This is a genomic window from Erwinia plantamica (genome assembly GCF_043420595.1).
GTDB classification, from domain to species: Bacteria; Pseudomonadota; Gammaproteobacteria; order Enterobacterales; family Enterobacteriaceae; genus Erwinia; species Erwinia aeris.
The window spans coordinates 81901-95165 of the sequence record NZ_JBGCUC010000011.1 but is presented as its reverse complement, the minus strand read 5'-3'; the positions used below and the strand labels follow the sequence as shown (position 1 = coordinate 95165).

Genomic DNA, 13265 nt, shown 5'->3' with positions numbered 1-13265 from the left:
TTCACCTTTTTCTGCGCTGTTATCCTTTATTCTTTACGCGCCAATACCAGCCAGCCCTTTGCTTATCTCGCCCCGCTGGCGTAGCTTACAGGACACAAGGAACAGGGATATGGGTAGCTATTTATGCCCGTCTGACATGAGTGATGTCTGGCATAAGGACGAAGGAAACGGAGAAAATATGGATATTCTGGAACAGCGCGTCGAGCGACTTGAAGAAGATACGCGACAAATAAAACTCGATCTTGCCGTGCTTACGGCTCGTTCAGAAAATTTTGCCACCAAAACGGACGTGGCGGAACTCAGAGCCGAGTTGATAAAAGAGATAGCGGCCAGCGAAGCGCGCACTAATATCAGATTTGAAAAGATTGATGAAAAATTCGAGCGAATAGACGAAAAATTCGAGCGAATAGATGAAAAATTCGAGCGAATGTTTGAGAAGTTTAACGATATCAACAGCAGGATCACCTGGACGCTGATGATCCCGGCGCTGGTGGCCGTTCTTCTGTGGTTTATTAAAACCGCGATCCTGAAAATCTGACCCGATAGCTTACCGGGCCAATAAGGCGGAGCAGATGCCCCGCCTTTTTATTTAATTCAGGCGATACCTTTGCTGCGCAGGTAATCTTCGTAATTGCCGGTGAAGTCGTGGATTTTGCCCGGCGTCATTTCAATCACGCGGGTCGCCAGCGAGCTGACGAACTCGCGGTCATGCGAAACGAAAATCAGCGTGCCTTCGTACATCTCCAGCGCCATGTTCAGCGCCTCGATGGATTCCATATCCAGGTGGTTGGTCGGCTCATCCATAATCAGCACGTTCGGCTTTTCCATCATCAGCTTGCCAAACAGCATACGGCCCTTTTCGCCACCGGAGAGGACTTTCGCTGGCTTTTTGATATCGTCCTGGCTGAACAGCAGGCGACCCAGAATGCTGCGTACTGCCTGCTCGTCATCCCCTTCCTGCATCCATTGGCTCATCCAGTCGAACACCGTCAGGTCGTTGGCAAAATCATGCGCGTGATCCTGCGCATAATAGCCGATGCGGGCGTTTTCTGACCATTTAACCGTGCCGTTATCCGGCTGCTGTTCGCCCACCAGCGTTTTCAGCAGCGTGGATTTACCGATACCGTTCGGCCCGATAATCGCAAGCTTTTCGCCTACTTCCAGCAGCAGGTTAACGTTTTTAAACAGCGGGCCCTGATCGAAGCCTTTGGTCAGCCCTGCCAGCTCCAGCGCATTACGGAACAGTTTTTTATCCTGCTCGAAGCGAATAAACGGGTTCTGACGGCTGGAGGCCTTCACCTCATCCAGCTTGATTTTATCAATCTGCTTGGCGCGGGAAGTTGCCTGACGCGATTTAGAGGCGTTGGCGCTAAAGCGGCTGACGAAAGATTGCAGCTCGTTAATCTGCGCTTTCTTCTTGGCGTTATCGGCAAGCAGACGTTCGCGCGCCTGGGTTGCCGCCGTCATGTATTCGTCATAGTTGCCCGGATAAACGCGCAGCTCGCCGTAATCCAGATCGGCCATATGGGTGCAGACCATATTCAGGAAGTGACGGTCGTGCGAAATAATAATCATGGTGCTGTTACGTTCGTTCAGCACCTGCTCCAGCCAGCGAATGGTATCGATGTCCAGGTTGTTGGTTGGTTCGTCGAGCAGCAGGATCTCTGGATTAGAGAACAGCGCCTGCGCCAGCAGCACGCGCAGCTTCCAGCCCGGCGCAACTTCGCTCATGGGGCCGTAATGCTGCTCCAGCGGGATCCCCACGCCCAGCAGCAGTTCGCCAGCGCGCGATTCTGCGGTGTAACCGTCCATTTCGCCGTATTTTTCTTCCAAATCGGCCACTTTATAGCCGTCTTCTTCGCTCATTTCCGGCAGCGCGTAAATGCGGTCACGCTCTTCTTTCACTTCCCACAGCTCGCCGTGGCCCATGATGACCGTATCCAGCACCGAGTACTGCTCAAAGGCGAACTGATCCTGACGGAGTTTACCGATGCGCTCGTTAGGATCGAGCGACACGTTGCCCGCAGACGGCACCAGGTCGCCGCCGAGAATTTTCATAAAGGTGGACTTGCCGCTACCGTTGGCACCGATCAGGCCATAGCGGTTGCCGCCGCCAAATTTGACAGAGATGTTTTCGAACAGCGGCTTACTGCCAAACTGCATGGTGACGTTGCTGGAAACTAGCACAGGATTGCCTTTCATTTACGATGGGGGAATAAATCAGCGCATAGTATGCCAAAAAAAAGGGGCGGCGAATACACCGCCGCCCGCTGAAGCTTCCCGATTTCGCTAATGACTTTCCGCTTTACGTTCCGGCGATCGTACGGCTCGTGTCTCAACGTCGTTACTCAGCCAGTCATGCAGATAATGTTCGATCTGCTCCAGGCTGCGGTTGCGCGTTTCCGGCACGCATTTAATAACAAAGACCGCGCCAAACAGGCCAATAAAGGCGAAGATAAAGAACGCGCCGGAAAGCCCTACCGTGGCCAGCAGCATCGGAAAAACCAGCGAGATAATGAAGTTGGCAATCCACATAGCAAATACCGCGCCGCCCATAAAAATCCCGCGCAGGCGAGTCGGGAAGATTTCCGAAAGCAGCAGCCAGGTGACCGGCGACAGCGCGCCCTGCTGGAAGCTAAGGAACATCAGCATGCCCAGCAATACCAGATAGCTACGCATCATGTCCGGCTGGCCATTGACCGTTTCCGGCATAAAATAGCTGATGCAGCCAATAAACAGCAGGCAGGCGGTGCAGCCGAACTGACCGATCATGGTCAGGGTGCGGCGTCCCAAACGGCCCAGCAGCCAGATCCCCACAAAGGTCATCAGTACTGAAATCACGCCGTTGGCGATAGTGGCAAACAGCGCAGCGTCGGTGCTCATCCCTACCGCCTTCAGCATGGTAGGTGCGTAATACATAATGGTGTTTACGCCGGAAAGCTGTTGGATCACCGCTACGCCGATCCCGATAAGAAACAGTTTAAACAGCCAGGGCTTGCGCAGCTCTTTCAGGCTGGGCTTGTTTTTGTTTTCCTCTTCGCTGAGCGTTTCCTCAATTTCCGTCATCTCCCACTCGACGTCACTTTTGGCACGGGTTCTCTCCAGCACCTTGCGCGCCTCCGCCAGACGTCCTTTCATCGCGTACCAGCGCGGCGTATCGGGCATAAACATCATGCCGAACCAGAGCGCTACGGCGGGTACGGTAGCGACCGCCAGCATCCAGCGCCAGGTCTGCTCGCCGCCCCAGGCCGCGTTAAAACCGGCATTGGAAATATAGGCCAGCATCTGACCGGACACGATCATTAGCTCCTGGAGCGTAACCAGCTGTCCGCGCTTGTTGGCAGGCGCGATTTCGGCAATGTAGACCGGCACGGTTGCCGCCGCGCCGCCTACCGCCACGCCTAATACCAGGCGGAAGAAAATCATCCAGTGCACATCAGGTGCCAGTGAGGTTCCCAGTGCGCCGATGGCGAAAATGACGGCGAGAACGATAATGATTTTCTTCCGCCCGGCTGCCGCGGCGAAATGACCGGAAATCAGCGCGCCGAACGCAGCGCCGAACAGCAGCGAACTGGTCACCAGACCGGTAGTGAATGGCGTAAGATGCAGCTCCGTGCCCATAAACAGCAGCGCACCGGAAATAACCCCGGTGTCGTAACCAAACAGCAGGCCGCCCAGCGTGGCGATAACGGCGATCACTTTGACGAAGGGTTCCGTTCGCGACGTGCTGTTAGGCCCCGAGGCCCGATTGGGCGTGAGATATTGTTCTTTAGGCATTATGTTGACCTCTTCGTTATTCGCAGGTCAGGCCGCCAGAAATAAAGTGGCGCCTGGTGTGTTCTCCAGGCTCTTAACTTAGTGCATTTCTTTCATTTAAAATAACAATGAAAATTAAATTTTGCGGCACAGCTCTCACCGCATCGCTGCTTTTGTGACGCAAGTATCATAAGTGGGGCGCAACCTGTCGCCACACCCTACCCTGTCTGGGTTAAAACAGAAAAGCGCACCCTTATCCAACTAAAACTTTTATTTCATTTTAATGAAAAATCATCGGATAATTTTGCCGTGGGCGGTTTATGACCGTTAAGCATTTCGATCATGGAGGGAAACACGGCTGTAACAGGCGAGGCAGATGTTTTCATAAAAGGCCGCACTGGCAGGAACGGGCAAAGCCAGGTAAGGCGACCGGCGACGACGTTGCGTTACCGCCGGTCGGGCAAGGGCCTCAGCCCGCCGGCGTATCGCCGCTTTCTGCGGGGCCGAAAACGGAGTAGTCCGGCAGCTGCACGTTTTGATAAAGCTCCCAGCCGCCGCCCAGCGCTTTATAGAGCGCGACCAGATCCAGGCTGCTCTGCACCCTGGCAGATGCGGCCTGCTGCTTCGCCTGAGCCAGCTGGCGCTGCGCGGTTAGCGCGTCGATAAACGAAGAAAGCCCCTTGCCATAGCTGTCGTTAGCCAAATCGAAGGCGTTTTGCAGCGCGTCCACCGTTTGATCCAGCCCTTCCACCTGCTGCTGATCGGTGCGATAGCTGACTAACGCGTTTTCCACATCCTGCAAGGCGGTCAGAACCGTCTGCCGATAGCCAAGCGCGGCGCTGGCCTGCTCCGCTCTGGCGAGTTTTACGCCAGAAACCAGCCTGCCGCCCTGGAAAATCGGCAGCGAGACCGAGGCGCCGTAGCTGTAGAAATGGCTGCTCCAGTTATCCAGATAGCTGGCGTCGGTATTACGCATTCCGAACTGCCCGGTCAGCGAGAAATCCGGGAACAGCTGTGCGACGGAAACGCCAATACTGGCTGTCGCCTCATGCAGTCTCGCTTCCGCCTGGCGCACGTCCGGACGCCGGCGCGCCAGCGTGGACGGCAGACCCACCGATACCGCTTTTGGCAAGGCCGGCATCGCTTTCGGCGCGGCCAGTTCGGCATCCAGCGCCCCCGGCGGCTTGCCGATCAGCACCGCCAGCCCGTTCATCGCCTGATGCATTTGCGATTCATACTGCGGCAGCTGCGCACGCAGAGAATGCAGCTGGGCGCGAGCATTTTCCACGTCCATCTGAGGCGCGAGGCCGTTGCGCTGCTGGCTTTGCGTCAGCTCCAGCGTTTGCTGCGCCACTTCAATCTGCGTTTGCAGCGTCTGGCTAATCAGCTGCGCGCCGCGCAGCTGTAAATAGGTGCGGGCCACCTCAGCCTCAAGCGAAACCAGCGCGTCGTTACGGCTTTCCAGCGACTCCTGCTGCTGCGCGCCTGCCGCCTCAACCTGCCGACGGACTTTGCCCCACAGATCCAGCTCCCACGAGGCGTCAAAACTGCCCTGATACAGCCCGACCGGTTTGGTCAGCCCGTTCAGCGCCGAGCGGACGTCGGTATCGCCGCTGACCTCATCCAGCTGGCTGTAGACGCCTTTCGATTCCAGCTCGCCTTTCAGGCCCAGCTGCTGGCGCTGTGCCGAGGCGGCGCCGTTGATCGAGGGGAACCATGCGCCACGAGCCTGATTAAGCTGCTGACGAGAACCGGCGATGCGCAAAACAGCCTGCTGCAGGCTCAGATTGCCGACGATGGCGCGATCGATCAGGCTGTTTAGCTGCGGATCGTTAAACGATTTCCACCAGCCCGGATTGGTGACGGTGGCCTGGGGACGAGACGCGCGATCCGATGCCAGCGAGTTGAAAGCAGCGGGCGTGGACGGTTTCGGCGCCCGGTAGTCCGGCCCGACGCTACAGGCCGACAGCGTAATAGCCGCAACCAGCAGCACGCCGAGCCGCGAACGCGTAAATAAAGGAGAAACGTTCATGTCAGTGTGCTCCTGCACTGCCCTCGCTCTTAATCGGCGCCAGCAGTAAACAAAATGGAATAAGAACCAGGGCGACAATGCTCAGGCCCATAAAAACGTCGATATAGGCCAGAATACGCGCCTGGACGATCATCTCTTTATAGACCTGCCCTGTCGCTATCGTAATCGGATCGCCCACCGCTGAGGTAAAGTCTCTGACCCCCTGCGCCCAGCGTTCTACCGTCAGGTTGAACGGCTCGTTAAGCGGCGTCATGTTATGCACCATGTGCGCGCTACGCGCCTGCTCCCGCTCGGTAATCATCGCCGTAGAAAGTGAAATGCCTATCGAACCCGCCACGTTACGACACATGGTGAACAGCGCTGACGCATCCGCATTTAGCTTTTGTGGAATAGTCACGAACGCAATGGTCGTTAACGGCACAAACAGGAAACCCAGCCCGATGGTCTGCGCGCTGCGCATCATCACCAGCGTGGTGAAATCGATATTGGGCGTCAGCTTCGCGGAATAGAGAAAAGAGACAAACAGGCAGGTAAAACCGAAGGCGATAATCCAGCGCGTCTGGACGATCGGCATCAGCTTCAGCACCAGCGGAATGGTCAGCACAATCAGCACCGCTCCGGGCGAAAGCACCAGCCCTGACCAGGTGGCGGTATAGCCCAGATCCTGCTGCGCCAGCTGGGGGATCACCACCGAGCTGCCGTAGAGAATAGCCGCCATGCCGGACATCAGAATACTGGCGACGGCAAAGTTGCGGTCTTTCAGCACGTGCAGATCCACCACCGGCTTTTTAGCATAGAGCAGCCAGTAAACCGCGCCGACCAGCCCGATAGCGCTCAGTATGGCGAAGGTCATAATGAAATTAGAGCTGAACCAGTCGTCATCTTCGCCGCGATCGAGAAAGACCTGCAAACAGCCCAGCCCCAGGGTAATTAAACCGATACCGATATAGTCGATATTCAGTTTCCCTTTGGCCCATTTACGCTCCCAGGGCGGATCTTCCAGCAGCTGATAGATAGCCAGCACGCTCAGAATGCCGACCGGGATATTAATAAAGAATACCCAGCGCCAGCTGTAGTTATCGGTGATCCAGCCGCCCAGCGTCGGGCCAAGCACCGGCGCGACGATAATGGCGATAGAGGAAAGACCAAACGCCTTGCCGCGATCTTCCGGCTTAAAGTAGTCCAACAGTACCGATTGCTGTACCGGCTGCAGGCCGCCGCCGAAAAAGCCCTGCAGGATCCTGAACAGAATGATCTGCCACAGCTCGGTAGCGATGCCGCACAGGAAAGAGCAGACGGTAAACATCACAATACAGATCAGAAAGAACTGCTTGCGGCCAAATACGCGGCTGAGGAAGGCGGAGATCGGCAGCACGATGCCGTTCGCCACCAGATAGGAGGTCAGCACCCAGGTTGACTCGTCATAGCTGGATGAGAGCGAACCGGCGACGTGCGGCAGCGCCACGTTGACAATGGTGGTGTCCAGGATCTCCATAAACACCGCCAGCGTCACCGTCATCGCGACCAGCCAGGGGTTACTGGCCGGCTGCCAGCTCTGGCTTTGACTCATTCCACTGTTACCTCAGGCTCCACCGACAGCCCCAGCGGCAGCGGCTTGTTCGGATCCAGTCCTTTATCGATAACGATCTTGACCGGCACGCGCTGGACAATTTTCACATAGTTGCCGGTCGCGTTTTCCGACGGGAAGGTAGAGAAACGGGAGCCTGAACCCATCTGAATGCTTTCCACGTGCCCTTCCAGCTTCATATCCGGCCAGGCATCCACGGAAATATGCACTTTATCGCCAGGGTTCATTCTTTCCAGCTGCGACTCTTTAAAGTTGGCGGTGATCCAGACATCTGGCGAAACCAGCGAAAACAGCGAGGTGCCAGCCTGAACCAGCGTGCCGACCTGCACGTTACGTTTAGTGACGAAGCCATCGTAAGGCGCGCGCACTTCTGTATAGGAAAGGTTGAGGTTAGCCGTGTTCAGCTGCGCTTTGGCCTGTTCGACCTGCTGCTGACGAGCTTCCACGTTGGTTTCCTGCTGGCGAATTTGCAGCTGGATTTGCGAAGCAACTTCTACCTGCGCTTTCGCGCTTTCCAGCTCGGCCTTCGCGCTTCTTAACTGCGCGCTGGCCGCATCAATATTACGCTGCGAGGTTGCACGCGGATCGACGCCGCGCTGGCGTTTGTAATCTTCCTGAGCGTTAAGGAAGTTAGCTTCCGCCTTGGCCTGCTGCGCCAGCGCCTGATCTTTCTGCGCCGGATACTGCACTTTAGACAGCGCCAGAGAAGCCTGCGCCTGATGCAGCTGCGCCACGGCCAGGCCAAGCTGGGCCTGAGCCTGATCGCGCTGCGCCTGGGTATCCTGCGGATCGATAACCACCAGCAGATCGCCCTTTTTCACCCGCTGGTTATCGGTAACCAGCAGCTTAGTGACGTAGCCGGAGGCTTTAGGCGCAATAGTCACGGCGTCCGATTCCGTAAAGGCGTCGTCCGTCGTTTCTATATTGCGGCCGGTAAACCAGAAGTAAAAGCCGACAATAATCATGACGATCACCACAATCGCCAGAATAATCAGCGGCTTTTTGCCGGGGCGTTTACGTTCCGCCTGGCCCTCGTCCTGCTGCTGGTCGTCCTGCTGCGGTTTGTCGTTTTGGTCGTCAGACTGCGAATTATTCTGCGGATGACGCTGGTCATCATCTGAGGAAGAATTTGATTGATTAGCCATAGTTCTCATCAGGTTACGGCGGGCTCAAGCCGAGCCCGCAAGATTCACGCTGTTATAAACATAGGGCCTAAATTGACAAATGCCAGTGTTTCTTTACAAAGTCAGAAAAGATTCAGGCTACAGCGCATCAATGCCTAAAAGCAGCACCCAGCCCAGCGCCATCGCCCACAGCAGCATGGGCAGCGAGTAGAAGTGGAAACGCAGCCAGACAGAGCGATCTTTCGCCATCCGCAGCGCGATAAGGTTTGCCAGCGAACCGGGCAGCAGCCCGAAACCGCCGATATTCACCGCCCAGGCCAGCAGCGTGCTGGCTGGCAGATTCGCCAGCAGTAAAATAGTAGCCGGCACGTTGCTGATAATCTGCGACAGGCCGATCGCCAGCAGATATTTCCCGCCCTCCGGCAGCTGCGGAATTTGCTGGAGCAGATGCTGTAAAGCGGGAAGTCGGGTTAACAGAAAAACATCCACAAACATGGCGATAAATACCGCCAGCAGGCTCCAGTCGATCGCCAGCAGCGTGCGGCGTGCCATCAGCAGGAAAACGCCGAATACCAGCAGAACGCCCCAGCCCGCATAGCCCATCTCCAGCGCGATAATAAACAGCAAATAGAGCACGACGCTGGCAATCAGCAACGAGCGCTGCCATTGCGTTTCCGGCGACTGTGACGAGCGCTCGATCCGTTTCGCCGAAAAACTGACGGCGGTAAGCAGCAGCAGGCTGGCCAGCAGCGCCCCGCCCAGCGGCAGCATCTGGCCGATAAAACCGGCGAAGCCGACGTGGCCGTGTTGCCACAGCAGGATATTTTGCGGATTGCCTATGGGCGTGAGCAGCGATCCGGCGTTAACCGCCAGCGCCTCAAAGATGACCAGCCGGGCGATCGGCAGCGAGGAGTAGCGACGCAGCGTCAGCGTCAGCGGCACCAGGATAAAGAGTGCGACATCGTTGGTCAGGAAAGTGGACAGCAGCGCGGCGGCAGCGGTCAGAAACAGCGCCAGCGAACGCTCTGACTGAAAGCGCTGCACCAGGCGACGTCCCAGCACGTCGAAATAACCGCTGGCTTCGATGCCTTTGGTCAGCATCAACAGCCCACCCAGCGTCAGTATGGTCGACCAGTCCACCGCCGCAGGCAGCTGCCGCAGCGAGAAAGGCGCAAAGCAGGCCAGCAGCAGGCCCAGTAAAATTAACAGATGCAGAAAGCGATCGTGCAAAAAAGGCCTGAGCAGCGTTGCCATACGGACTCACCTGAGAGGAAATTACTGACGGCTTTCGTAGAATTGCTGAAAAATAGCCAGGGTTTCGTCACTGACGTGATGTTCCAGCCCTTCCGCATCGCGGCGGGCGGTATCAGGGCTGATGCCCAGCGCCAGCAAAAACGTTTCCACAATATGGTGGCGTTTGCGGCTTTCTTCCGCCAGCGCCTCTCCTTCAGCAGTCAGGAACACGCCGCGATAGGGAACCTGCTCGACCAGTCCAACCGTAGCCAGGCGTTTCAACATTTTGGCAACGGTAGGCTGGGAAACGCCGAGCCGCGCCGCCATATCAACCTGGCGGGCTTCGCCAAATTCACGGATCAGATCGGAAATCAGCTCAACATAGTCATCAATTAATTCACGCCGATGGGCTTCACGGACCTGACGGAAGCCTTCGACATGCTCTTCTATCTCTTTCAGTGGCGCAGGCACTGCGGTTTTAGCGCGACGACTCATTCAGCTTCCTCATTATTATTTCTGGCGCGTGCGGGCGCTCGCATCAGCCTGATGGTGCCACATTGTAAACGAAGCGCACGGAAGCACAAAATCTCGCGCAATAGCGCTGGCTACGAATTATAGCCTGTGCTATACCTGTACATAAAGCGAACGGAGGAGACCATGAAAAAACCACTTTTACTACAGCTGCTCTGTCGTTCGCCTTTTACGCTGCGGCTGATGCTGCTGGAGATGCTGACAGCAGAAAAAAAGCCCGGCGGCTGATTCAGCCATAAAAAAAATCCGCCACGTGGGCGGATTTTTTATCAACCAACCGAAGCTGGTTTCAGGCAATCTTAGAAGCTGTAGCCAACGCCAGCAATCCAGGTGCCAACGTCTACGCTGCGGATGCGGCTCTGCTCGTAGCCAACGTCCAGAGCAACGTTTTCGATGCCTGGGTTGAACTGCAGGCCCGCACCGTAGGAAACACCTACGTCGCTTGAGTCAGACTTGTCACGCGCTGGTGCGTTCTGCTGGAATTTACCGTAACCGATACCAACCACGCCATAGATGCTGGCCCAGTCGTTCAGACGGTAAGCAGGACCACCGGTGATGCCGTAGTACTGGCCTTTGTTATAGACGCCAGCGTCGGTACGATCTTTCTCGGTGTAGGTGAAAGAACCGATCCAGCCCAGTGGATCGCTGCCGTTTTCGTAGCGGTATTTCAGGTTGAAACCGTTAGCTTTGTTAGCCACGCCCTGCATATCGCTTTGTGCGTAACCACCGGAAACTGTGCTCTGTGCCATCGCTGAACCAGCAGAAACTGCCAGTACACAAGCCAGTGCTGAAAGACATGCAATTTTTTTCATAACCACCTCAAATGTGAAAGTACTTATCTCCTGACAACGCTGAAAATATAACAAACCTCAGCCAGAAACTCTGCCCCGTTTTTGTTGTCCAAGACAATGTTTGGTGTAACAGGACGTTAATGATTCTTTCTATCTCATTCTTTTTACTTATATTTCTCTCTTTACCGCTTCGCCTGACCAGCAATGTAAAAATTTGTTCATTGAGATAAATCTTAATTAAACTGACACTTCTTTACCCGTCTGCGTGCGCCTGGCGACGAATTTTCCGAATTTCTTTAACGTTTTCCCAGGCCATTTTTGCCTGGTTTGCACAATCTGTTGGTACACTTCGGGGAACTTTTCTCCCGTTCGATGGACAAATAAGGTTGGTCAAAAGGATGTCTCCCTCTTCACGCGGTTCTTCAATCTGGTTTCCTGTCTTACTGCTCTTGCTCGCCATGACCTCAATTCAGGGCGGGGCCGCGCTGGCGAAAACCCTGTTTTCGGTAGTCGGCGCACCGGGGATCACCGCCCTGCGTCTTGGGCTGGGCACGCTTATTCTTTGCCTTATCTTCAAACCCTGGCGGCTGCGGTTCAGCCGCGATCGCGTAGTGCCTCTGGTTTTGTATGGCCTGGCGCTGGGCGGCATGAACTATACGTTTTATCTGGCGCTGCGTACCGTCCCGCTGGGCATTGCCGTTGCGCTGGAATTTGTCGGTCCGCTGACGCTGGCGCTGGTGGGGTCGAGAAAGCCTCGCGATTTTCTCTGGGTGGCGCTGGCGTTGCTTGGGCTGTGGCTTTTGCTGCCTCTTGGCAAGAGCATGTCGGGCATCGATCCCAAAGGCGCATTTTTTGCGCTGCTGGCTGGTGCCTGCTGGGCCATCTATATTCTGAGCGGCCAACGCGCAGGAGCGGAGCACGGCCCTGCTACCGTCGCTATGGGATCGCTGATCGCTTCGCTGGTCTTTGTCCCTGTTGGCTTTACGTTTGCCGAAAGCGGCGTCTGGAACCTGGCAGTTTTACCGGTTGCGCTTATTGTCGCCATTCTTTCCAGCGCGTTCCCCTATACGCTGGAGATGGTCGCGCTGACCCGGCTGCCGGCCAGGACGTTTGGCACACTGATGAGCCTGGAGCCGGCCATGGGCGCGCTTTCCGGCATGATTTTCCTGGGCGAGCTGCTGACGCTGCCGCAATGGCTGGGCCTGCTGTCGATTATTATCGCCTCGGCAGGCGCTACGCTGAGTCTGCGTCCCGCTAAGCAAAAAGTCGTTCCGATTAGCGAGCTGCGTGAATAGCTATATTCAGAAAAGTTTATCCCGGCAGACAAATTTAAAGAGGCGTCTGTTAAAAAAGGAATATGTCATATATGGCTCGGATAATTCTGAGCCAATTTAATAAATCGTGGCTTTTTAACAGGGTTTTTTACGCAATTTGTAACGAAACGATAAATTAAAAATCTATTTTTTATCAGTCATTTATCTTTATCAATCTAAATGAGAATATTTATTAATCGCATTCGATAAATTATTCCTCTTTAATACCAGTCAGTTAAACCCTAAGGCCGCTACTATTTGTGCGATAGGCAGTATCGTGATGGCAATGTTGAAAAGCGCTGCTATACTTATTCGGTACATTCAGGACAACTGACCATTAAGAGGATATTAATGATGAGTACCGCTAAACTGGTAAAAACGACTGCGACCGATCTGCATTACACCCGCAACAACGTGGCCGATGAGGAAAAGAAAGCCACCATTGAGGTGTTGAATCGTCTGGTAACGGAATTCATTGATTTGTCCCTGATTACCAAACAGGCGCACTGGAATATGCGCGGCGCTAACTTTATTGGCGTACACGAAATGCTGGACGGTTTCCGCACTACGATTACCGATCATCAGGACACCATTGCAGAGCGCGTAGTACAGCTGGGCGGCGTGGCGTTGGGCACCACTCAGGTAGTGAACGATCGCACTCCGCTGAAAAGCTATCCGCTGAACATTCATACCGTTCAGGATCACCTTAAAGCGCTGGCAGAACGCTATGCCGTTGTCGCTAACGATACTCGTAAAGCGATTAGTGAAGTTGAAGACGAAGACACCGCAGATATCTTTACCGCCGCTTCCCGCGACCTGGATAAATTCCTGTGGTTTATCGAATCTAACATCGAGTAAGTCGATGCGGGCTGCGCTCAGTAGCCCCACTTTTCATAG

Annotated in this window: 11 protein-coding genes; 3 read left to right on the top strand and 8 right to left on the bottom strand. The window is 55.1% G+C overall.

Annotated features, from left to right (window positions below; genetic code table 11):
* Positions 1-109 precede the first annotated feature (109 nt).
* Positions 110-538, top strand: coding sequence for a coiled-coil domain-containing protein (locus AB3U87_RS13550; RefSeq protein WP_253454771.1), 429 nt, complete (start codon positions 110-112; stop codon positions 536-538).
* Positions 539-594: 56 nt separating this feature from the next.
* On the opposite strand, the gene AB3U87_RS13545 is transcribed toward AB3U87_RS13550, so the two are convergent.
* From AB3U87_RS13545 to ompX, 8 genes are all read right to left on the bottom strand, one after another.
* Positions 595-2187, bottom strand: coding sequence for an ABC-F family ATPase (locus AB3U87_RS13545; RefSeq protein ID WP_253454772.1), 1593 nt, complete (start codon positions 2185-2187; stop codon positions 595-597).
* Between the two features lie 102 nt (positions 2188-2289).
* Positions 2290-3777 carry a sugar porter family MFS transporter gene (locus AB3U87_RS13540; protein ID WP_253454773.1) on the bottom strand — a complete coding sequence of 496 codons (1488 nt, stop codon included), beginning with the start codon at positions 3775-3777 and terminating at the stop codon, positions 2290-2292.
* A gap of 448 nt (positions 3778-4225) precedes the next feature.
* Positions 4226-5788, bottom strand: a complete 1563-nt coding sequence (locus AB3U87_RS13535) for an efflux transporter outer membrane subunit (RefSeq protein ID WP_253454774.1) — start codon at positions 5786-5788, stop codon at positions 4226-4228.
* Between the two features lies 1 nt (position 5789).
* On the bottom strand, positions 5790-7358 hold the full coding sequence (locus AB3U87_RS13530) for a DHA2 family efflux MFS transporter permease subunit (RefSeq protein WP_301251253.1): 1569 nt from the start codon (positions 7356-7358) through the stop codon (positions 5790-5792).
* Entirely contained in the window at positions 7355-8530 is a 1176-nt protein-coding gene (locus tag AB3U87_RS13525) for an HlyD family secretion protein (RefSeq protein WP_253454776.1), read from the bottom strand. Before AB3U87_RS13525 ends, AB3U87_RS13530 begins: the two co-directional genes overlap by 4 nt.
* Before the next feature lie 108 nt (positions 8531-8638).
* Positions 8639-9754, bottom strand: a complete 1116-nt coding sequence (locus AB3U87_RS13520; RefSeq protein ID WP_301729795.1) for an SLC13 family permease — start codon at positions 9752-9754, stop codon at positions 8639-8641.
* A 21-nt stretch (positions 9755-9775) separates the two neighbouring features.
* On the bottom strand, positions 9776-10228 hold the full coding sequence (mntR, locus tag AB3U87_RS13515; RefSeq protein WP_253454778.1) for a manganese-binding transcriptional regulator MntR: 453 nt from the start codon (positions 10226-10228) through the stop codon (positions 9776-9778).
* 335 nt (positions 10229-10563) lie between these two features.
* Positions 10564-11076 carry an outer membrane protein OmpX gene (ompX, locus tag AB3U87_RS13510; RefSeq protein ID WP_253454779.1) on the bottom strand — a complete coding sequence of 171 codons (513 nt, stop codon included), beginning with the start codon at positions 11074-11076 and terminating at the stop codon, positions 10564-10566.
* 377 nt (positions 11077-11453) lie between these two features.
* On the opposite strand from ompX, the gene rhtA reads away from it, so the two are divergent.
* Positions 11454-12350, top strand: coding sequence for a threonine/homoserine exporter RhtA (gene rhtA / locus AB3U87_RS13505; protein ID WP_301729796.1), 897 nt, complete (start codon positions 11454-11456; stop codon positions 12348-12350).
* Between the two features lie 372 nt (positions 12351-12722).
* On the top strand, positions 12723-13226 hold the full coding sequence (gene dps / locus AB3U87_RS13500; RefSeq protein ID WP_125288897.1) for a DNA starvation/stationary phase protection protein Dps: 504 nt from the start codon (positions 12723-12725) through the stop codon (positions 13224-13226).
* Positions 13227-13265: the final 39 nt, after the last annotated feature.

Excerpts from the sequence above, each read along its gene's own strand:
- AB3U87_RS13550 (WP_253454771.1), top strand. The coding sequence starts at position 110 with ATGGGTAGCTATTTATGCCCGTCTGACATGAGTGATGTCTGGCATAAG.
- AB3U87_RS13540 (WP_253454773.1), bottom strand. The coding sequence starts at position 3,777 with ATGCCTAAAGAACAATATCTCACGCCCAATCGGGCCTCGGGGCCTAAC.
- AB3U87_RS13535 (WP_253454774.1), bottom strand. The coding sequence starts at position 5,788 with ATGAACGTTTCTCCTTTATTTACGCGTTCGCGGCTCGGCGTGCTGCTG.
- rhtA (WP_301729796.1), top strand. The coding sequence starts at position 11,454 with ATGTCTCCCTCTTCACGCGGTTCTTCAATCTGGTTTCCTGTCTTACTG.
- AB3U87_RS13530 (WP_301251253.1), bottom strand. The coding sequence starts at position 7,358 with ATGAGTCAAAGCCAGAGCTGGCAGCCGGCCAGTAACCCCTGGCTGGTC.
- AB3U87_RS13525 (WP_253454776.1), bottom strand. The coding sequence starts at position 8,530 with ATGAGAACTATGGCTAATCAATCAAATTCTTCCTCAGATGATGACCAG.
- mntR (WP_253454778.1), bottom strand. The coding sequence starts at position 10,228 with ATGAGTCGTCGCGCTAAAACCGCAGTGCCTGCGCCACTGAAAGAGATA.
- AB3U87_RS13520 (WP_301729795.1), bottom strand. The coding sequence starts at position 9,754 with ATGGCAACGCTGCTCAGGCCTTTTTTGCACGATCGCTTTCTGCATCTG.
- ompX (WP_253454779.1), bottom strand. The coding sequence starts at position 11,076 with ATGAAAAAAATTGCATGTCTTTCAGCACTGGCTTGTGTACTGGCAGTT.
- dps (WP_125288897.1), top strand. The coding sequence starts at position 12,723 with ATGAGTACCGCTAAACTGGTAAAAACGACTGCGACCGATCTGCATTAC.